General features: G+C 73.3%; 21 protein-coding genes. All 21 read left to right on the top strand.

The annotated features are described in order from the left end of the window. The first annotated feature begins 48 nt into the window (after positions 1-48). Complete coding sequence (gene pyrR, locus CXH06_RS15555) at positions 49-666, top strand: bifunctional pyr operon transcriptional regulator/uracil phosphoribosyltransferase PyrR (RefSeq protein ID WP_114856107.1); 618 nt, start codon at positions 49-51, stop codon at positions 664-666. Beyond that, positions 663-1,625 (top strand): aspartate carbamoyltransferase catalytic subunit, encoded by a 963-nt coding sequence (locus CXH06_RS15550; protein WP_114856106.1) that lies wholly within the window; start codon positions 663-665, stop codon positions 1,623-1,625. The genes pyrR and CXH06_RS15550 overlap by 4 nt, the downstream gene beginning before the upstream one ends. Then, entirely contained in the window at positions 1,615-2,955 is a 1,341-nt protein-coding gene (locus CXH06_RS15545) for a dihydroorotase (RefSeq protein WP_114856105.1), read from the top strand. Before CXH06_RS15550 ends, CXH06_RS15545 begins: the two co-directional genes overlap by 11 nt. Further along, entirely contained in the window at positions 2,955-3,446 is a 492-nt protein-coding gene (locus CXH06_RS15540) for a hypothetical protein (protein ID WP_232820388.1), read from the top strand. Before CXH06_RS15545 ends, CXH06_RS15540 begins: the two co-directional genes overlap by 1 nt. After that, positions 3,443-4,660 (top strand): glutamine-hydrolyzing carbamoyl-phosphate synthase small subunit, encoded by a 1,218-nt coding sequence (carA, locus tag CXH06_RS15535; RefSeq protein ID WP_114856103.1) that lies wholly within the window; start codon positions 3,443-3,445, stop codon positions 4,658-4,660. Before CXH06_RS15540 ends, carA begins: the two co-directional genes overlap by 4 nt. Next, positions 4,660-8,013 carry a carbamoyl-phosphate synthase large subunit gene (gene carB / locus CXH06_RS15530; protein ID WP_114856102.1) on the top strand — a complete coding sequence of 1,118 codons (3,354 nt, stop codon included), beginning with the start codon at positions 4,660-4,662 and terminating at the stop codon, positions 8,011-8,013. Before carA ends, carB begins: the two co-directional genes overlap by 1 nt. Then, the gene (pyrF, locus tag CXH06_RS15525) at positions 8,010-8,852 is read left to right on the top strand and encodes an orotidine-5'-phosphate decarboxylase (RefSeq protein WP_114856101.1); all 843 of its coding nucleotides are present in this window, start codon (positions 8,010-8,012) and stop codon (positions 8,850-8,852) included. Before carB ends, pyrF begins: the two co-directional genes overlap by 4 nt. A 201-nt stretch (positions 8,853-9,053) precedes the next feature. After that, complete coding sequence (gene mihF, locus CXH06_RS15520) at positions 9,054-9,380, top strand: integration host factor, actinobacterial type (RefSeq protein ID WP_114856100.1); 327 nt, start codon at positions 9,054-9,056, stop codon at positions 9,378-9,380. Continuing rightward, entirely contained in the window at positions 9,377-9,979 is a 603-nt protein-coding gene (gene gmk, locus CXH06_RS15515) for a guanylate kinase (protein WP_114856099.1), read from the top strand. Before mihF ends, gmk begins: the two co-directional genes overlap by 4 nt. 83 nt (positions 9,980-10,062) lie before the next feature. Further along, positions 10,063-10,425 (top strand): DNA-directed RNA polymerase subunit omega, encoded by a 363-nt coding sequence (rpoZ, locus tag CXH06_RS15510; protein ID WP_114856098.1) that lies wholly within the window; start codon positions 10,063-10,065, stop codon positions 10,423-10,425. A 24-nt stretch (positions 10,426-10,449) separates the two neighbouring features. After that, positions 10,450-11,724 (top strand): bifunctional phosphopantothenoylcysteine decarboxylase/phosphopantothenate--cysteine ligase CoaBC, encoded by a 1,275-nt coding sequence (gene coaBC / locus CXH06_RS15505; protein WP_114856097.1) that lies wholly within the window; start codon positions 10,450-10,452, stop codon positions 11,722-11,724. Then, positions 11,721-12,929, top strand: a complete 1,209-nt coding sequence (gene metK, locus CXH06_RS15500) for a methionine adenosyltransferase (protein ID WP_114856096.1) — start codon at positions 11,721-11,723, stop codon at positions 12,927-12,929. Before coaBC ends, metK begins: the two co-directional genes overlap by 4 nt. Then, the gene (hisI, locus tag CXH06_RS15495) at positions 12,926-13,324 is read left to right on the top strand and encodes a phosphoribosyl-AMP cyclohydrolase (protein ID WP_114856095.1); all 399 of its coding nucleotides are present in this window, start codon (positions 12,926-12,928) and stop codon (positions 13,322-13,324) included. The genes metK and hisI overlap by 4 nt, the downstream gene beginning before the upstream one ends. Next, positions 13,321-14,907, top strand: coding sequence for an anthranilate synthase component I (locus tag CXH06_RS15490; RefSeq protein WP_157975778.1), 1,587 nt, complete (start codon positions 13,321-13,323; stop codon positions 14,905-14,907). The genes hisI and CXH06_RS15490 overlap by 4 nt, the downstream gene beginning before the upstream one ends. After that, complete coding sequence (locus tag CXH06_RS15485) at positions 14,904-15,599, top strand: Trp biosynthesis-associated membrane protein (RefSeq protein WP_114856094.1); 696 nt, start codon at positions 14,904-14,906, stop codon at positions 15,597-15,599. The genes CXH06_RS15490 and CXH06_RS15485 overlap by 4 nt, the downstream gene beginning before the upstream one ends. Before the next feature lie 111 nt (positions 15,600-15,710). Beyond that, complete coding sequence (locus CXH06_RS15480) at positions 15,711-16,010, top strand: HGxxPAAW family protein (protein WP_114856093.1); 300 nt, start codon at positions 15,711-15,713, stop codon at positions 16,008-16,010. Then, the gene (locus tag CXH06_RS15475; RefSeq protein ID WP_114856092.1) at positions 16,007-16,474 is read left to right on the top strand and encodes a DUF2752 domain-containing protein; all 468 of its coding nucleotides are present in this window, start codon (positions 16,007-16,009) and stop codon (positions 16,472-16,474) included. Before CXH06_RS15480 ends, CXH06_RS15475 begins: the two co-directional genes overlap by 4 nt. Before the next feature lie 66 nt (positions 16,475-16,540). Continuing rightward, a complete protein-coding gene (gene trpC, locus CXH06_RS15470) occupies positions 16,541-17,371 on the top strand; it encodes an indole-3-glycerol phosphate synthase TrpC (RefSeq protein WP_114856091.1) in 831 nt (276 codons plus the stop codon). Continuing rightward, complete coding sequence (gene trpB / locus CXH06_RS15465; RefSeq protein WP_114856090.1) at positions 17,368-18,705, top strand: tryptophan synthase subunit beta; 1,338 nt, start codon at positions 17,368-17,370, stop codon at positions 18,703-18,705. Before trpC ends, trpB begins: the two co-directional genes overlap by 4 nt. Beyond that, the gene (gene trpA / locus CXH06_RS15460) at positions 18,702-19,535 is read left to right on the top strand and encodes a tryptophan synthase subunit alpha (protein WP_114856089.1); all 834 of its coding nucleotides are present in this window, start codon (positions 18,702-18,704) and stop codon (positions 19,533-19,535) included. The genes trpB and trpA overlap by 4 nt, the downstream gene beginning before the upstream one ends. 13 nt (positions 19,536-19,548) lie before the next feature. After that, positions 19,549-20,478 (top strand): prolipoprotein diacylglyceryl transferase, encoded by a 930-nt coding sequence (lgt, locus tag CXH06_RS15455; protein WP_114856088.1) that lies wholly within the window; start codon positions 19,549-19,551, stop codon positions 20,476-20,478. Positions 20,479-20,563: the final 85 nt, after the last annotated feature.

Genomic DNA, 20,563 nt, shown 5'->3' with positions numbered 1-20,563 from the left:
GCACCCTTTAACGACACGTCCTGTGAGGCGTGGAAGGGAGACAACTCCATGACGAACGACCCCGCGGCGCCCTCGGGCGCCGCACCCCCCGCCGACGAGCACGCTCGCGTGCTCGGGGCCGACGAGATCCGCCGGGCCCTCACCCGCATCGCGCACGAGATCCTCGAGAGCGGCCACGGCGCCGAGGACCTGGTGCTGCTGGGCATCCCGCACCGCGGCGTCCCGCTCGCCCAGCGCCTCGCCGAGCAGATCCGGCGCGCCGAGGGCGTGGACCGTCCGACGACGGACCTCGCCGGCTCCCTCGACATCACCATGTACCGCGACGACCTGCGCGGCAATCCCACCCGCTCGCCGAGCCCCACGCGGATCCCGCGGGCGGGCATCGACGGCCGCATCGTCGTGCTGGTGGACGACGTGCTGTACTCCGGGCGCACCGTCCGGGCGGCGCTCGACGCGCTCGGCGCGATCGGCCGGCCGGCGGCCGTGCGCCTCGCGGTCCTCGTGGACCGTGGCCATCGGGAGCTGCCGATCCGCGCCGATCATGTCGGCAAGAACCTGCCCACCTCGCGCGCCGAGCGCGTGCACGTGCAGCTGGAGGAGACCGACGGCGTCGACGCGGTGGACATCGTCCGCCCGGCGGCCGGGACCCGGGAGGGGCAGGCATGAGGCACTTCATCTCCATCGCCGACCTCGACCGCGCCGCGGCGATCGACGTGCTCGCGACCGCCGAGCACATGGCGGAGACCCAGTCCCGCTCGATCCGCAAGCTCCCCACCCTGGTGGGGAGCACGGTGGTGAACCTCTTCTTCGAGGACTCCACGCGCACCCGCATCAGCTTCGAGGCCGCCGCCAAGCGGCTCTCCGCCGACGTCATCAACTTCTCCGCCAAGGGCTCGAGCGTCTCCAAGGGCGAGTCCCTCAAGGACACGGCGCTGACCCTGCAGGCCATGGGAGCCGATGCGGTCGTGGTGCGCTCCGGCTCCGCGGGCGCCGCGCACCTGCTGGCCCATGCGGGCTGGATCGACCAGCCGATCGTCAACGCGGGCGACGGCGCCCACGAGCATCCCACCCAGGCGATGCTCGACGCCTTCACCCTCCGCCGCCACCTGCGTCCCGGGGATTCCGCCGCAGGCCTGGACGGGCTCCACGTGGTGATCGTCGGCGACGTGCTGCACTCGCGCGTGGCCCGGTCCAACGTGCTGCTGCTGACGCTGCTGGGTGCCCGCGTCACCCTGGTGGCGCCGCCCGCGCTGGTGCCCGTCGGCGCCGGCGCCTGGCCCTGCGAGATCAGCTACGACCTCGACGAGGCCCTCGCCTCCGGCCCCGACGCGGTGATGATGCTGCGCGTCCAGCGCGAGCGCATGGTCGGGGGCGGCTTCTTCCCGACGGCGGGGGAGTACTCCCGGCGCTACGGGCTCACCATCGACCGCGCCGCCGTCCTGCCCGAGCACGCCATCGTCCTGCACCCCGGCCCCATGAACCGGGGCTTCGAGATCGCCGGGGACGTCGCCGACTCCCCGCGCAGCGTCATCGTCGAGCAGGTCGCCTCCGGCGTGTTCGTCCGCATGGCCGTGCTCTACCACCTGCTCGCCACCGACGCCCGGGAGGCGCCCCGTGAGAACTGAGAACACCACCACCGCAGCGGCGACCGCCGAGGCGCCCACCCTGCTGATCCGCGGCGGCCGTCCCTACGGCGAGGACGTCCAGGACCTGCTGCTCGAGGGCGGGGAGATCCGCGCCGTCGGCACCGACCTCGAGGCACCCGCGGGCGCCGAGGTGATCGACGCGGAGGGCTGCATCGTCCTGCCGGGTCTCGTCGACCTCCACACCCACCTGCGCGAGCCCGGGGGAGAGGAGGCCGAGACCGTCGAGACCGGCACCCGCGCCGCCGCTCGCGGCGGGTTCACCGCGGTGCACGCCATGGCCAACACCACCCCGGTCGCGGACACCGCCGGCGTCGTCGAGCAGGTGGCGCGCCGCGGGGACGTCGCCGGCTGGTGCGCCGTGCGGCCCGTCGGCGCGGTCACCGTGGGCCTGGCGGGCGAGCGGCTCGCCGAGCTCGACGCGATGGCGGGCTCCCGCGCCCGGGTCCGCGTGTTCAGCGACGACGGGAAGTGCGTGCACGACCCGGTGCTCATGCGCCGCGCGCTGGAGTACGTGAAGTCCTTCGACGGGGTCATCGCCCAGCACGCCCAGGACCCCCGTCTCACCGAGGGCGCCCAGATGCACGAGGGCGTGGTCTCCGCGGAGCTCGGACTGGCCGGCTGGCCGGCCGTCGCCGAGGAGTCGATCATCGCGCGCGATGTGCTGCTGGCCCATCACGTCGGCTCCCGCCTGCACGTGTGCCATCTGTCCACCGCCGGCAGCGTGGACATCATCCGCTGGGCCAAGCAGCGCGGCATCGCGGTGACCGCCGAGGTCACCCCGCACCACCTGCTGCTGACCGATGAGAAGGTGCGGCAGTTCGACGCGGTGTACAAGGTCAACCCGCCGCTGCGCACCGCCGAGGACGTGGCCGCGGTGCGGGAGGGCCTGGCCGACGGCACCATCGACATCGTCGCCACCGACCACGCACCGCACCCCCGCGACGCCAAGGACCGCGAATGGGACCAGGCCGCGATGGGGATGACGGGCCTCGAGACCGCGCTGTCCGTGGTGCAGTCCACGATGGTCGACGAGGGGCGCCTGACCTGGCGGGACGTCGCCCGAGTGCTGTCCGAGAAGCCTGCGGAGATCGGCCGGGACGAGGACCAGGGACGCCCGCTGGCACCGGGGTCCCCGGCCACCGTGCTGGTCTGGGACCCGCGCCCCGTGCGGATCGCCGATCCCGGTGAGCACGCCTCGCGCAGCCGCAACTCGCCCGTCGCGGGCCTCGAGCTGCCCGGCGCCAACCGCCTCACGGTGCTGGCCGGCCGCCCGACGGTGCGCGACGGCGCGATCGTGGAGCACCCCTGATGGACCAGCTCGTCCCCGTCCTGCTCCTCGCCGCGCTGTTCGTCCTCGCCCTCGCCGCCATGGCGTGGGGATGGCGGCGCCGGGGCCGGTCCCAGAGCCACCTGCCCGCTCCCGAGCACGCAGCTCTCGCCGCGCGCGGCGAGGAGATCGCCGCCGGCCCCTTCGAGGCCGTGTACGTCGACACGGTCCTGGCCGATCAGCCGCTCGAGCGCGTCGTCGCCCACGGCCTGGGCCAGCGGGCACGGGCAGCGGTGAGCGTCGGCGACGGCGGCAGCTGGCGCCTCGAGCGCGAGGGCGCCGCGGACCTGACGATCCCCGCCCCCGCTCTCGCCGAGGTGACCTCCGCTCCCGGCATGGCCGGGAAGTTCATCGGGGGCGACGGCCTCCTCGTCCTCCGCTGGCGCCTCGGCGACCAGCTCCTCGACACCGGCCTGCGCCTGGCCCGGCGCGCCGACCACGACCTCCTGCTCTCCCGGAAGGAGCACGCATGACCCTCCACGCGGTCCCCGCTACGAACGCTTCCACCAGGCCGCCGGCCGCCCGCGCGCGCCGCGACCGTGCGCTGCTGATCCTCGAGGACGGCACCGTCCTGCGCGGCAGCGCCTACGGCGCCCGCGGCGCCCGTCTCGGCGAGGTGGTCTTCTCCACCGGCATGACCGGCTACCAGGAGACCCTCTCGGATCCCTCCTACGCCGGCCAGATCGTCGTGCAGACGGCCCCGCACATCGGCAACACCGGAGCCAACAGCACCGACATGGAATCGCGGAAGGTCTGGGTGCGCGGCTACGCCGTCCGCGACGCCAGCCGCATCTCCTCGAACTACCGCGCCGAGCAGACCCTCGACGACCTGCTGATCAGCAGCGAGGTGGTGGGCATCTCGGACATCGACACCCGCATGCTCACCCGGCGCCTGCGCGAGACCGGTTCGCTGCGCGGCGGCATCTTCTCCGGCGACGCGCTGACCTCCTCCGAGGAGGAGCTGCTCGCCGCGGTGCGGGACCAGCCGGAGATGACCGGCGCGAACTTCGTCGAGGAGGTCACCCTCGCCCAGCCCGTGGTGCTCGAGCCCGAGGGCGAGGCGATCGCCACCGTCGCCGCCGTGGACCTCGGCATCAAGGGCGCCTCGCCGCGCAGCATGCTCGAGCGCGGCCTGCGCGTGCACCTGCTGCCGGCCACCACCTCCCTCGAGGACCTGCTCGCCACTGAGCCCGACGCCGTGTTCTTCTCCAACGGGCCCGGCGACCCCGCCGCGGCGGAGGAGCAGGTCCAGCTGCTGCGCGGCGTCCTCGACGCCGATCTGCCGTTCTTCGGCATCTGCTTCGGCAACCAGCTGCTGGGCCGTGCCCTCGGCTTCGACACCTACAAGCTCAAGTTCGGTCACCGCGGCATCAACCAGCCGGTGCTGGACCGTGAGACCGGGAAGGTGGCGATCACCGCGCACAACCACGGCTTCGCCGTGGACGTCCCGCTCGAGGGCGAGCACGTGGCCCCCCACGACGGCGGCCGCTACGGCCGGGTCGTGGTCAGCCACGTCGGCCTCAACGACGAGGTGGTCGAGGGCCTGCGCTGCCTGGACCGCCCCGTCTTCTCCGTCCAGTACCACCCCGAGGCGGCCGGCGGCCCGCACGACGCCGCGCCCCTGTTCGACACTCTGGCCGAGATCGCCGTCGCCCACCGCGCCGCCTCCGCCACCAAGGAGTCCTGATGCCCCGTCGCTCTGACCTCTCGTCCGTCCTGGTCGTCGGCTCCGGCCCGATCGTCATCGGCCAGGCCGCCGAATTCGACTACTCCGGCACCCAGGCCTGCCGGGTGCTGCGCGAGGAGGGCCTGCGGGTCATCCTCGTCAACTCCAACCCCGCCACGATCATGACGGACCCGGACATCGCCGATGCCACCTACATCGAGCCGATCGACCCCGGGATCCTGCGCTCGATCATCGCCGCCGAGCGGCCCGACGCGCTGCTGCCCACCCTGGGCGGGCAGACCGCCCTGAACGCCGCGATCGCCCTGGCCGAGGACGGCACCCTCGAGGAGTTCGGGGTCGAGATGATCGGCGCGAGCCTCGACGCGATCCAGAAGGCCGAGGACCGCCAGCAGTTCAAGGAGGTCGTCGAGCGGGTGGGCGGCGAGTCCGCGCGCTCGAAGATCTGCCACTCCGCCGAAGAGCTGCTCGAGGCCGCCGAGGAGCTCGGCTACCCGATGGTGGTCCGTCCCAGCTTCACCATGGGCGGGCTGGGCTCCGGCATGGCGTACGACGAGGCCGACCTGCTGCGCATCGGCGGCGACGGCCTCCACTACTCGCCCACCACCGAGGTGCTGCTGGAGGAGTCGATCCTGGGCTGGAAGGAGTTCGAGCTCGAGCTGATGCGCGACCACCACGACAACTGCGTCGTGGTCTGCTCGATCGAGAACGTCGACCCCGTCGGCGTCCACACCGGCGACTCCGTGACCGTCGCCCCGGCGCTCACCCTCACCGACGTCGAGCTGCAGAAGCTGCGGGACCTCGGCATCGGGATCATCCGCGAGGTGGGCGTCGACACCGGCGGCTGCAACGTGCAGTTCGCGACCCACCCCGAGACCGGCCGCGTGGTCGTCATCGAGATGAACCCGCGCGTCTCGCGCTCCTCCGCGCTCGCCTCCAAGGCCACCGGATTCCCGATCGCGAAGATCGCGGCGCGCCTGGCCATCGGGTACACGCTCGACGAGATCCGCAACGACATCACCGGCACCACGCCGGCGAGCTTCGAGCCGGCGCTGGACTACGTCGTGGTCAAGGTCCCGCGCTTCGCCTTCGAGAAGTTCCCCGCGGCGGACGCGACGCTGACCACCACCATGAAGAGCGTGGGCGAGGCGATGGCGCTGGGGCGCAACTTCACCGAGGCGCTCGGCAAGGCGCAGCGCTCGATCGACGTCAAGGGCGCCGCCCCCTCCTACGAGGGCCTGCCGCCCACGGCCGGGGAGGTCGCGTCCCTGCTGGACGAGGTGCGCACACCCACCGACACCCGCCTGGTGACCATCTCGCGGATCCTGTGGTCCGCGGCGGAGGGGATCCTGGATCCGCGCGAGACCCTGGACCGGCTGGTGGAGGCCACCGCGATCGACCGCTGGTTCCTCGACCAGATGCTCATGGTCGCGGAGATCGCCGCCGAGATCCGTGCCTCCGCGGTGCTGGATGCGGAGCTGCTCTCCCTCGCCAAGCGTCACGGCTTCTCCGACGACCAGATCGGCACGCTCCGCGGCCAGAGCGGCGACGTGGTCAAGGGCGTGCGCGAGGCGCTCGGCATCAACCCCGTCTACAAGACGGTGGACACCTGCGCCGCGGAGTTCGCCTCCCGCACCCCGTACCACTACTCGAGCTACGACCAGGAGACCGAGGTCGAGCCGCGCGAGCGCCCGGCCGTGCTGATCCTGGGCTCGGGCCCCAACCGCATCGGCCAGGGCATCGAGTTCGACTACTCGTGCGTGCACGCCGCGCTCGCGCTCGGCAACCCCGAGCTGCCCGGCGGCGGCTACGAGACCGTCATGGTCAACTGCAACCCCGAGACGGTCTCGACCGACTACGACATCGCCGATCGCCTCTACTTCGAGCCGCTCACCTTCGAGGACGTCGTCGAGGTGTACGAGGCGGAGCTCGCCGCCGGTCCCGTGGCGGGCGTCGTGGTGCAGCTCGGAGGGCAGACCCCGCTGTCCCTGGCCCGGCGCCTGGAGGCGGCCGGTCTGCCGATCATCGGGACCAGCCCCTCCGCGATCGACAACGCGGAGGACCGCGGTCACTTCGGCGCGGTCCTCGCCGAGGCCGGGCTGCCGGCCCCGCCCTACGGCACCGCCTGGGGCCTGAGCGATGCGGTCGAGGTGGCGGCGACGGTCGGCTACCCGGTGCTGGTGCGCCCCAGCTACGTGCTCGGCGGGCGCGGCATGGAGATCGTCTTCGACGAGGCGGGCCTGGTCGACTACGTGAGCCGGAACCTGCCCGACGGCGGTCGCGCCGAGGCCCCGATCCTCATCGACAGCTTCCTGGACACGGCGATCGAGATCGACGTCGACGCCCTCTACGACGGCACGGATCTGTACATCGGCGGCGTCATGGAGCACATCGAGGAGGCCGGCGTGCACTCCGGCGACTCGGCGTGCACCCTCCCGCCGGTCACGCTCAGCGACGCCGTGCTGGACCGCATCCGCACCTCGACCCTCGGGATCGCCGAGGGCGTGGGCGTGCGCGGCCTGCTCAATGTGCAATACGCCCTCTCCCACGGGGTGCTCTACGTGCTCGAGGCGAACCCCCGCGCCTCCCGCACGGTGCCCTTCGTCGCGAAGGCGACGGGCGTCCCGCTCGCCCAGGCGGCCGCCCTGCTGATGGCCGGGACCTCGATCGCGGACCTGCGCCGCACCGGGGTGCTGCCCGCCATCGGCGACGGCACCGACCTGCCCGATGACTCGCCGATCGCGGTCAAGGAGGCCGTGATGCCCTTCAAGCGCTTCCGCACCAAGGAGGGTCGCGCGGTCGACTCCGTGCTCGGCCCGGAGATGCGCTCGACCGGCGAGGTGATGGGACTGGACTCCACCTTCCCGCTGGCGTTCGCGAAGTCCCAGCTGGCGATCGGCGGAGAGGGCCTGCCCACCGCGGGCACCGCCTTCGTCTCCGTGGCCGACCGCGACAAGCGCTCGCTGCCGCTGCCGGTCGCCCGCCTCGCAGCGCTCGGCTTCGAGATCCTCACCACCGCCGGCACCGGTCGGGTGCTGCGCCGCTACGGCATCCCCTGCCGGGTGCTGCGCAAGGCCTCCGAGCCGGGGGACGAGGCGAGCGTGCTCGACCTCATCGAGAACAGCGCGGTGGACCTGGTGCTGAACACCCCCTCGGGCTCCAACGCCCGGGTGGACGGCTACGCCATCCGTGCCGCCGCCACCAGCATGGACGTCCCGGTGATCACGACCCTCCAGGAGTTCCAGGCGGCGGTGCAGGCGATCGAGGCCCGCCCGGTGGAGCCCTTCGAGGTGCGCAGCCTCCAGGCCCACACGGCCACGCTGCACGCGGCCCGCGCGGCCCAGGGTTCGGCATGAGCGCGGCGGCGCCCTTCGGGAGGCGCCTGCAGGGTGCGGTCGTCGAGCGGGGGCCGGTGGTGGCGGGCATCGACCCCCACGCCTCCCTGCTCGAGGACTGGTCCCTGCCCGATGACGCGGACGGTCTGCGCACGTTCTCGCTGCGCACCCTCGAGGCGGTGACCGGGCGCGTGGCCGCGGTCAAGCCGCAGTCGGCGTTCTTCGAGCGCCACGGGGCGGCGGGGGTCGCCGTGCTCGAGGAGCTGCTGGCCGCGTGCCGCGAGGCCGGGGTGCTGACCATCCTCGACGTCAAGCGCGGCGACATCGGCTCGACCATGGGCGCCTACGCCGCGGCGCACCTGCGCGCCGGCGCACCGCTCGAGGCCGACGCGATCACCGTCAGCCCGTTCCTGGGCGCCGGATCCCTCGCCCCGGCCGCGGAGCTCGCGGCCGCCCACGGGAAGGGGCTGTTCTATCTCGCGCTCACCTCGAACCCGGACGGGCCGCAGGTGCAGCACGCCCGGACGGCGGGGGACACGCCGGTCGCGCTCGAGATCGCGCGACACGCCGAGGAGATCGGCGGCGGCGCGCCGGGGCAGTGGTCGAGCGTCGGGCTCGTGGTCGGCGCGACCGTCGGCGACGCCTACCGACGGCTCGGTCTGGAGACCGCCGCCCCCCACGTCCCCCTGCTCGCCCCGGGATTCGGCACCCAGGGCGCCGGCCCCGAGCAGAGGTCCGAGGTCTTCGGCAGCAGTGCAGGTCACGTCCTGGTTTCGCTCTCCCGAGGGCTGCTCGGCGCCGGACCGGACAGCGCCGCGCTGCGCCGCCGCGCCGAGGAGCTGCGGACCGCCTACGCCTGATCCGCGAGGGCCGGATCCGGACCCCCGCGGGAGGATCGAGAGCCTCTCGCGGAGGGCTCACGGAAGGCACCGATATGCATCGGACCAGGGCGGAAGCGTGTCGAAACTGCCCCCTGCCGCGAATATGGGGTTACGCTCTTCCCACACCGAGGTCCTTCCGGATCTCGCCCGTCACCAGCAAGAGAACAAGAGGTAAGAACAGTGGCTCTCCCTCCCCTCACCCCTGAGCAGCGGGCCGATGCCCTGAAGAAGGCTGCCGAGGCCCGTCGCGAGCGCGCGGCCATCAAGGCCCGTCTGAAGGACAGCGCCGGTCACCGCGGCGAGGAGATCAAGAAGGTCCTCGCGGAGGCCGAGACCAACGAGGTCGTCGGCCGTCTGCGCGTCTCCGCACTGCTGGAGGCGCTCCCCGGCGTCGGGAAGGTCAAGGCTCAGCAGATCATGGAGGAGATCGGCATCTCCCCCTCGCGCAAGATCCGCGGCCTCGGCTCCCACCAGGCGGAGAAGCTCGTCGCCCACTTCTCCGAGTGAACGAAGCACGTCCCCACGGGGCCGGCGCCGGCGCGGCGCCGGCCCCGGTGACGGTCCTGGCCGGCCCGACGGCGGTCGGCAAGGGCACGATCTCCGCCGCGATCCGTGAGCAGTACCCGCAGATCCGCCTCTCGGTCTCCGCGACCACCCGTCCTCCACGTCCCGGTGAGGTCGACGGCGTGCACTACCTCTTCGTGAGCGAGGAGGAGTTCACGCACCTGGTCGAGTCCGGCCAGATGCTCGAATGGGCCGTCGTCCACGGCCGTCACCGCTACGGCACGCCGCGCGGACCCGTCGAGGAGGCCGTCGGCCAGGGCCATCCGGTGCTCCTGGAGATCGACCTCGCCGGGGCGCGGCAGGTCCGCGAGAGCCTGCCCGAGGCCCGCTTCGTCTTCCTGGCCCCGCCGGACTGGGAGACCCTGGTGGACCGCCTCGTGGGCCGTGGCACCGAGGACGCCGAGGAGCGCTCCCGCCGCCTGGAGACCGCCCGTCGCGAGCTCGCCGCCGAATCCGAGTTCGACGTCACGATCGTCAACGACGAGGTGCCGCGGGCGACGGCGGAGCTCGCCGCCCTCCTGGGCGTGCGCGACCTCACCTGACCCCGTGCGCGCCCGCCCTCGCCCTCGACGGGCGGAGGGCGTATCCTGGAGCGTCGCACGCCGAAACTCACGAAGGGACTTCCGTGGCCGGAACAGTCGCCCAGCCCGAAGGCATCACGAACCCCCCGATCGACCGTCTCCTGGAGACCGTCGACTCGAAGTACGCCCTGGTGCTCTACGCCTCCCAGCGTGCGCGCCAGATCAACGCCTACTACTCGCAGCTCTCCGAGGGCCTGCTCGAGTTCGTCGGCCCGCTGGTCGACGTCGAGAACCAGGAGAAGCCGCTCTCGATCTCGCTGCGCGAGATCGACGAGGGCCTGCTGACCGTCCGCGAGATCGACGAGGAGGAGTACGCCGCGCAGAACGAGCCGGACCCCAACGCTCCGGCGCCGCTCGTGCTCGGCGACGACGCTCCCGAGATCCCGCCGACCGACTTCCCGCTCTGATCCCGGCCCTCGCCGGATGATCCGATGAGCAGCGTGCCGCGCACCCTGGCCGGTGCCCGCGTCCTGATCGGCGTCGGCGGCGGCATCGCCGCCTACAAGACCGCGCACCTGGTGCGCGGTCTTGTCGGTGAGGGGGCCGAGGTCCGCGTCGCCCCGACGGCCGCCTCGCTCGAGTTCGTGGGCGCCGCGACCTGGGAGGCGCTCAGCCACCACAAGGTCCTCACCTCCGTCTTCGAGGACGTTGAGTCGGTCGCCCACGTCCGGCACGGCCAGGAGGCGGACCTCGTGGTCATCGCCCCGGCCACCGCGGACCTGCTCGCCCGGATGCGCGGCGGCCGGGCCGACGACATGCTCACCGCCTCGCTGCTGGTCACCCGGGCCCCCGTGGTGGTGGCCCCCGCCATGCACACCGAGATGTGGGAGCACCCCGCCACGGCCGAGAACATCGAGGTGCTGCGCGCGCGAGGCGTGACCGTGCTCGAGCCCGCCGTCGGCCGGCTCACGGGCCCCGACTCCGGTCCGGGACGGCTGCCCGAGCCCTCCGCGATCCTGGAGGCGGCGCGGGCGGCGATCACCGCCCCCCGCGATGAGCGCGGTGCCGTGCGGCGGGACCTGGCCGGTCGCGAGCTCCTGATCACCGCCGGCGGCACCCGCGAGGACCTCGACCCGGTGCGCTTCCTCGCCAACCACTCCTCGGGCCGACAGGGCTGGGCCCTCGCCCATGCCGCTCTCGTGCGCGGTGCGCGAGTGCACCTGGCCGCCGCGAACGTGGATCTCGAGACGCCCCCCGGGGCCCGCCGCCGGGACGTGGGCAGCGCCGCGGAGCTCGCCGAGGCCGTGGCCGCGCACCGCTCCGCGGTCGACGCGCTCGTCATGGCCGCCGCTGTGGCGGATTTCACCGCCGCGGAACGCGCGGAGGCGAAGATCAAGAAGGACGACGGGGACGAGGACTCGGTGCCGGCGATCGCGCTGCGCCGCACCGAGGACATCCTGCGCCGCAGCGTGCTCGAGCGCGGCGATGCCGCCCGACCCGCGATCGTCGGATTCGCCGCCGAGACCGGTGGCGACGGCGCCTCCGCCCTGGACCTGGCGCGGTCCAAGGCGCGCCGCAAGGGCGCCGACCTCCTGGTCTTCAACGACCTCACCGCCGGGGTGTTCGGGGCGGCCGACAACGCCGTGCGGGTGCTGGACCGCGAGGGCGAGGAGGTCGCCCGCGCCGAGGGCAGCAAGACCGCCGTCGCCCACGCCGTGCTCGACGAGCTCGTGGGTCTGCTCCCAGAAGTACCCTGGACCGCATGACGACCAGCGAGCTGCGCACCTTCACCTCCGAATCGGTCACCGAGGGGCACCCCGACAAGATCTGCGACCAGATCTCCGACGCGATCCTCGACGACCTCCTCGCGCAGGACCGCGACGCCCGGGTCGCCGTGGAGACGATGGTGACCACGGGCCTCGTGCACGTGGCCGGCGAGGTCCGCACCTCCGGGTACAGCGACGTGGCCACGATCGTGCGCGACGTGATCCGCGAGATCGGCTACGACTCCTCGGAGAAGGGCTTCGACGCCGACTCCTGCGGCGTCGAGGTGTCGATCGGCGCGCAGTCCCCGGACATCGCCCAGGGCGTGGACGCCTCCGTCGAATCGCGGGGAGACGCGACCGCGGAGGCCTTCGCCCGTCTCGGGGCCGGCGACCAGGGCCTCATGTTCGGCTACGCCTGCCGGGACACCCCCGAGCTGATGCCGCTGCCGGTCCATGCCGCTCACCGCCTGACCAGCAACCTCTCCACGGCCCGCCGGGACGGCGTGCTGCCGTACCTCCGTCCCGACGGCAAGACCCAGGTCTCGATCGGCTACGACGAGGAGGGCGTGGCGCGCAGCGTCGAGGCGGTGGTGGTCTCGACCCAGCACAGCGAGGAGGTGGACCTGCTCAGCCAGCTCGCCCCGGCGATCTCCAAGGTGGTCATCGCGCCCGTGCTCGAGGACCTCGCGGCGCTGGGCCTGGACACCTCGGACGTCACCACCCACATCAACCCCTCCGGGCGCTTCGTCCTCGGCGGGCCCAAGGGCGATGCCGGGCTGACCGGCCGCAAGATCATCGTCGACACCTACGGCGGGATGGCCCGCCACGGCGGGGGCGCCTTCTCCGGCAAGGACCCCTCGAAGGTGGATCGCTCCGGGGCCTACGCGATGCGCTGGGTGGCCAAGAACATCGTCGCCGCCGGCCTCGCGGACCGCTGCGAGGTGCAGATCGCCTACGCCATCGGCGTCGCGGAGCCGGTCGGGCTGTACGTGGAGACCTTCGGCACCGGCCACGTCCCCTCCCACCAGATCGCCGCCGCGGTGCGGAAGGTCTTCGATCTGCGCCCCGCGGCGCTGATCGACGCCCTCGACCTGCTGCGCCCGATCTACGCGCGGACCGCGGTGCACGGCCACTTCGGCCGCGAGCTGCCGGAGTTCACCTGGGAGCGCACCGACCGCGCCGAGGAGCTGGAGCGCGCCCTGTGACGACCACCGACCCCACCGACCCCGTCGCGGAACTCGATCCCGAGCTCGCCGCCCGCCTCAAGCACGACGCCTCCGGTCTGCTGACCGCCGTCGTCCAGGACGCGGGCGACGACCGCGTGCTGATGGTGGGCTGGATGGACGACGAGGCCCTCCGCCGCACCCTCACCTCCGGACGCGCCACCTACTGGTCCCGCTCGCGCGGGGAGTACTGGCGCAAGGGGGACACCAGCGGTCACGTCCAGTGGGTGCGCTCGGTCGCACTCGACTGCGACGGCGACACCCTGTTGGTGCGCGTCGACCAGGTCGGCGCGGCCTGCCACCGCGGCACCGACACCTGCTTCGACGGCGGGGACCTCGGCGCCGTCGTCCTCGACCCCACGGAGCGCACCGCATGACCGACGCATCGTCCGCCCCGCGCACGGAGGCCTACCCGGAGCTGGTGGGCGGCCGCGAGGGGGAGCCCCTCGGTGTGATCACGCCCGACCGGGAGACCTTCCGCGAGCTCGCCTCCCGCCAGCGGGTGGTGCCCCTGAGCGTGCGGCTGCTCGCCGACGAGGACACCCCCGTCTCGCTGTACCGGCGGCTGACGGCCGACGGCGACGGCCGGGGCACCTTCCTGCTGGAATCGGCGGGCGAGGGCGAGGCCTCCCGCTACTCGATCATCGGGACCCGGGCGCGCGCCGTGCTCACCGAGCAGGACGGCGAGGCCCGGTGGCGCGGCGACGTGCCCGCCGGGGTGCCGACCGGCGGCAGCCCGGTCGAGGCGCTGCGCGAGGTGACCGGCGCCTTCCGCGCGGCCCGCCAGCCCCACCTGCCGCCCTTCTCCGGGGGCATGGTCGGCTTCGTCGCCTACGACGCGGTGCGCCACTGGGAGAAGCTCGAGGCCTCGCCGCCCGACGAGGTGGGCCTGCCCGATCTCTCGATGCTGCTGGCGCAGGATGTGGTGGTGCACGACGCCCACGACTCCACCGTGGTGCTGGTCGCCAACGCGCTGAACCTCAACGCCACGCCCGATGGCGTCGATGCCGCCTACGAGGACGCCCTCGCGCGGCTCACCGCGATGCGCGAGCGCCTGCGCACGCCCCTCGGCGGCGGCGCGACGGTCTATGACGCGGTGCGCGATCTCGAGCCGAAGTCGCGCACCAGCCGCCTCGAGTACGAGCGCTCCGTCCAGGCGGCGGTGCGCGACATCGTCGACGGCGAGATCTTCCAGGTGGTGCCCTCGCAGCGGTTCTCGCTGCCGGTCGCCGCGGATCCGCTGGACGTCTACCGCGTGCTGCGGAGGATGAACCCCAGCCCGTACATGTACCTGCTGCGCACCGTCGACGCCGAGGGCGAGAGCATCGACGTGGTGGGGGCGAGCCCCGAATCGCTGGTGACGGTGCGCGGTCGGACCGCGACCACCCACCCGATCGCCGGCTCACGACCCCGCGGGGCGACCCCCGAGGAGGACGAGCAGCTGGGCGGCGAGCTGCTGGCCGACCCCAAGGAGCGCAGCGAGCACCTGATGCTCGTCGACCTCGCCCGCAACGACCTGCAGAAGTTCTGTGACCCCGGATCGGTCGTGGTGCGCGACTTCATGCACCTCGAGCGGTTCTCGCACATCCAGCACATCGTCTCCACCGTCACCGGGCATCTGCGCCAGGACGCGATCGCCTACGACGCGCTGCGGGCCACCTTCCCGGCCGGCACCCTCTCGGGGGCCCCGAAGCCCTCGGCGATGCGCATCATCGACCGGCTCGAGCCGGTGCGGCGCGGCGTGTACGGCGGCACCGTGGGCTACATCGACTTCGCCGGTGACATGGACATGGCGATCGCCATCCGCACCGCCGTGCTCCGCGACGGCACCGCGCACGTGCAGGCCGGCGGGGGAGTGGTCGCCGATTCGGACCCCACCACGGAGTACCGGGAGACACAGACCAAGGCCGCCGCCGCCCTCCGCGCCGCCGCCTCGGCGGAGACGCTGCGCCCGGCATGAGCGCTGCGACGGATCCCACCCCCACCCCCTCGGAGCGCGGTCGTGCCGGGGGAGGGCGCGCACCGAGCCGACGCGTCGCCGTGCTGCTGGGCCTGGCCGCCTCCGCCGCGCTGATCGGCGCCACCCGCACCCTCTGGGTCCGGGCGAGCGCCCCGGATCTCACCGGCACCGCCCAGCAGATCGACGTGCTCGGGGCGGACGCGGCCCCGGCCGTGCTCGCCCTCGGGCTCGTGGCGGCCGCCGCCTCCGTGGCCACCGCGCTGTCCTCGCGCTGGGTGCGTCGCATCACCGGTCCGGTCCTGATCCTCTCCGGCCTCGCCGCGGGCTGGTCCGCGCTCGGGGCCTGGCGGGACCCGCAGGACGCCGCGGGCTCGGCGGTCGCCGGGGCCACCGGCGTGGTGGGCGGCACCATCGACGCCGCGGCGACCCCCTGGGCGCTGGTCGCGCTGCTGCCCGCCCTCGCCGTCGTCGCGGTCGGGGTCCTGGTGCTCGCCGTCGGCCGGCGCTGGCCGGTGGGCACCCGCTACCGCAGCCCCGCCGTCGCCGCGACCGCCGATCCCTCGGCGGATCCGGCGGCGGCCTGGGACGCGCTCACCCGCGGGGAGGACCCGAGCCTCGAGGACCCCGCGGACGACCCCGCGGACGACCCCGACGAGGACCCCGGGGCGGAGCACACACCGTCGTCACGGTGAGGCCGGTCACCTCCCGGCACCGCCGCGACCCCGCGGTGCCGGGAGGATCCCGGAGGGGCCGCGACGGCGTGGCACAATGGCCTCGACCGGGACCCTGACTGGAGAAGGACCATGCCGAAGACCTACACCGTGCCGCCGCCGCCCCACCACAACGAGGGCAAGACCGTCGCGGGCTGGACGATGAGCCTGGGCATCGTCGCCGGGTCGACCGTGTTCTGCGCCGGCATGGTGCTCGCGGACATGGCCGTGCTGCTCTGGGTCGGTGCGGCGATCGTCGCCCTGGCCATCGTGGTGAGCATCGCGCTGTCGCTGGCCGGGCTCGGACAGCCGCGCGGACGGTCCCACGAGGCCGCGCACGCCGCCCACGCCCCCGCCGTCGCGCCGCAGCCGGCCGAGGCCGACGCGAGGTGACCACCGCGGCGCGGGCGCCCCGCGGCGAGGCCGCGGCGGACACCCCCGCCGGCGGCCTGCGCAGGGTGCTCCTGCCGCTGGCCGTCCTCGCCGGCGGAGCGGCGCTCGCGCTCGGCGTGCAGGCGGTCTTCGATCCGTTCCGGACGCATATCCCCCTGTGTATCGTCCATGAGCTGACCGGTCTGGAGTGCCCCGGCTGCGGAGCGATCCGCTCCGTGCACGCGCTGCTGGCGGGGGACCCGCTGCTGGCCCTGCGCAGCAATGCGCTGGTCATCACGGCCCTCCCGCTGCTCGCCCTCGGCATGGTGCTCTGGGCCGTGCGCCGGGCCCGTGGACAGTTCGCCGGACTGAGGCCCTCGACCCGTACGCTCCTGGTGCTGATCGCGATCATCGTGCTGTACACCGTGCTGCGGAATCTCCCGGCGTTCTGGTTCCTGGCCCCGATCTCCTACGTCGGCGCCTGACCTCTGATCCCTCCCCGGTGCTGCGCTGAGCGCGGACCGTCACGACCTGCTGCAGGAGGCACCACGATGACCACGGGAACCGTCCTCGACGAGATCATCGTCGGCGTGCGGGAGGACCTCGCCCCGCGGCGGGCCGCCGTGCCCGACGCGGAGATCGAGCGTCGCGCCCGCGAGGCGGCGCCGGCGCGCGATGCCCGCGCCCACCTGGAGGGTGACGGCACCACCATGGGCCTGATCGCGGAGGTCAAGCGCTCCAGCCCGTCCAAGGGAGATCTGGCCGAGATCCCCGAGCCCGCCGAGCTCGCCGCCGTGTACGCGGAGCACGGGGCCTCGGCCATCAGCGTCCTCACCGAGCAGCGCCGCTTCCGCGGCAGCCTCGCCGATCTCGACGCGGTCCGTGCCCGGGTCGACGTCCCGGTGCTCCGCAAGGACTTCGTGGTCGAGCCCTACCAGGTCCACGAGGCGCGCGCCCACGGGGCCGATCTCGTGCTCCTCATCGTCGCCGCCCTCGACGACGAGCGCCTGCGGGCGCTGCACGCGCTGGTGGCGGAGCTCGGGATGCAGTCCCTCGTCGAGGTCCACACCGAGCAGGAGCTCGAGCGGGCGCTCGCCCTGGGGGCGGACATCATCGGCGTCAACGCCCGCAACCTCAAGGATCTCAGCGTGGACCTCGCCCGCGCCGCCGATCTCGTGCGGCGGATCCCCGCGGGGCCCCTCGCGATCGGGGAGTCCGCCGTCTCCTCGGTGCAGGACGTCCGCGCCTATGCCGAGGCCGGTGCCGATGCCGTCCTGGTCGGCGAAGCCCTGGTGACCTCCGGGGATCCCGCCGCCGCCGTCACCTCGTACCGCCGGGTCGCCCGCCGCGGCCGCCCCTCCCCGGAAGGAGCCCAGGCATGAGCACCTCGCACGACCCCGTCCTGCCCGACCTCACCCGCCCGGAATCCGAGCTGCGCTCCGAGATCGGTCCGTACTTCGGCGACTTCGGGGGGCGCTTCCTGCCCGAGGCCCTGGTGCCGGCCCTCGACGAGCTCTCCGAGCACTACGAGAAGGCGCTGGTGGACCCGGAGTTCCTCGCCGAGCTGCGGCGCCTGGCGGCGGAGTACACCGGCCGGCCGTCCCTGCTGAGCGACGCGCCCCGCTTCTCCGAGCTCGCCGGCGGAGCGCGCCTGCTGCTCAAGCGGGAGGACCTCAACCACACCGGCAGCCACAAGATCAACAACGTCCTGGGCCAGGCGCTGCTGACCCGGCGCATGGGCAAGACCCGGGTGATCGCGGAGACCGGCGCCGGCCAGCACGGCGTGGCCACCGCCACCGCCGCCGCCCTGTTCGGCCTGGACTGCACCATCTACATGGGCGAGGAGGATACCGAGCGCCAGGCGCTGAATGTCGCCCGGATGCGCCTGCTGGGCGCCGAGGTGGTCGCCGTGACCCAGGGGTCGCGCACTCTCAAGGACGCCATCAACGAGGCGTTCCGCGACTGGGTCGCCAATGTCGAGACCACGCACTACCTGCTGGGCACCGTCGCCGGCCCGCACCCGTTCCCGGCCATGGTCCGCGACTTCCACCGGATCATCGGCGAGGAGGCCCGCGCCCAGACCCTCGAGCGCGCGGGACGCCTGCCCGATGCGGTGGTCGCCTGCGTGGGCGGCGGGTCCAACGCGATGGGCATCTTCCACGCCTTCCTCGACGACACCGACCCCCTGGTGCGCCTGATCGGCTGTGAGGCCGGAGGCGACGGGGTCTCCACCGGCCGCCACTCCGCGACCATCACCGGCGGCAGCGCGGGAGTGCTCCACGGCGCCCGCAGCTTCGTCATGCAGGACGAGGACGGGCAGACGATCCCCTCCCACTCCGTCTCCGCGGGGCTGGACTACCCGAGCGTGGGCCCCGAGCACGCCTGGCTCGCCGACATCGGCCGTGCCGAGTACCGGGCGGTCGACGACGAGGCGGCGATGGAGGCCTTCGCGCTGCTGTCGATGACCGAGGGCATCATGCCGGCGATCGAGTCCGCGCACGCCCTGGCCGGCGCCCTCGCGCTGGGCCGCGAGCTGGGGGAGGACGCCGTGATCGTGGTGAGCCTCTCCGGCCGCGGCGACAAGGACGTCGACACCGCCTCGCGCTGGTTCGGCCTGGTGGGCGACGAGCCCGCCCGCTCGGACCTCCCCGCCCTGAGGGCCCTCGCCCGCCGCAGCGCGCCCCGTGCGCCCCACGAGACCGAGGAGTCGGAATGAGCACCGTCGACACCCATCGCCTGCGCGCCGCCGAGGTCCTGGACCGTGCCCGCGGCGAGGAGCGCTCGGCGCTCATCGGCTACCTGCCCGTCGGCTATCCGGACCTGAAGGGATCGATCGAGGCCGCACGCGTGCTCATCGACCACGGTGCGGACATGATCGAGCTGGGGCTGCCGTACTCGGATCCCGTCATGGACGGTCCGGTCATCCAGCGCGCCGCCTCCGCGGCCCTCGCCGGCGGCACCCGCACCCGGCACGTGCTCGAGGCCGTGGAGGCCCTCTCCGGCCGCGGCGCCGCGATCCTCGTGATGTCCTACTGGAACCCGATCCTGGCCTACGGCCCGGACGCCTTCGCCCGCGACCTCGCCGCGGCGGGCGGCGCCGGGGTCATCACCCCCGATCTCATCCCCGACGAAGGAGAGCGGTGGATCGCCGCGAGCGAGCAGCACGCCGTGGACCGTGTGTTCCTCGTCGCACCCAGCTCGCCGCGCGACCGGCTCGAGCATGTGGTCTCGCACACGCGGGGATTCGTCTACGCCGCCAGTACGATGGGGGTGACCGGAACCCGCGCCAGCGTGTCCCAGGCGACACAAGGCCTGGTCGAGCGCACCCGGGAGGCCGGCGCGACGAACGTCTGCGTGGGCCTGGGCGTCTCGAACGGTGAGCAGGCCGCCCAGGTCGGCGCGTACGCTGATGGGGTGATCGTCGGCTCCGCCTTCGTCCGCGCGCTCCTCGAGAACGACGGGGACGATGCGGCGGCCCGCACCGCCCTGGCCACGGTGGCCGACGACCTGCGCTCCGGGGTGGAGCGCTCCCGCACCACGACCTGAGGAGGCACCGGACATGATTCCCAGCCCGGCCATCTCCTCGGTCTCCCTCGGACCGCTGACGGTGCACTTCTACGCGCTGTGCATCCTCGCGGGCATCGCCTCGGCCCTGTGGTGGGCGAGCAAGCGCTGGGTCAAGCGCGGCGGCGACGCCGACGCTCTGTTCGACATCGTCTTCGTCGCGGTCATCGCGGGGATCATCGGCTCCCGCATCTGGCACGTCCTGACCTCCCCGGAGCCGTTCTTCGGCCCGGACGGCGACCCGATCGCCGTGCTCTACCTCTGGCAGGGCGGGCTCGCGATCTACGGCGGCGTCGCCGGCGGTGCGGTCGGCGCCTACCTGATGGCCCGGCACAAGCAGGTCTCCTTCACGGCCCTGGCCGACACCATCGCCCCCACCCTGCTGCTGGCCCAGATCCTGGGACGCTTCGGCAACTGGTTCAACCAGGAGCTCTACGGCCCGCCCCTGGACGCCTGGTGGGCCTGGGACGTCACCTGCGTGACCAACGGGGCCACGATCCCCGGCTGCGTGCCCGGCACGTACCACCCCACCTTCCTCTACGAGCAGCTGTGGAACCTCGGCGGGATCTTCCTGCTGCTCCTGCTCAGCCGCCGCTTCCATCTCGCCGGTGGCCGTGTGTTCTGGTCCTACGTCGCGATCTACTCCACCGGCCGGGCCTGGATCGATGCGATCCGCAGCGAGCCGGTCCTGATGGTCGGACCCCTGCGCATCCACACGCTGGTCGCGATCGTCATGGCCCTGGTGGGCATCGGCATGGTCGTCTACCTGACCCATCGCCGCAAGCAGCGCGACGGCGAGGTCGTCGCCGCCGACGGCAGCTTCGAGCTGCCCGCACAGACCGAGGGCAACGCTCCGGACGAGGACGAGGTCGAGAAGTCCGGCACGCCTCCCTCCGGCCCCACCGACCGCGCACCCGACGCCTAGGGCCCGCCTCTCCCGAGCGACGCAGATCGCCAGGACGGGAGCGAGGCCCGGGCGAGGACGTGCGCCGGCCCTCGCCCCACCCCTG

This window comes from Brachybacterium sp. YJGR34 (assembly GCF_003347015.1).
Taxonomy (GTDB): Bacteria; Actinomycetota; Actinomycetes; order Actinomycetales; family Dermabacteraceae; genus Brachybacterium.
This window is presented reverse-complemented; position numbering and strand designations above follow the sequence as displayed.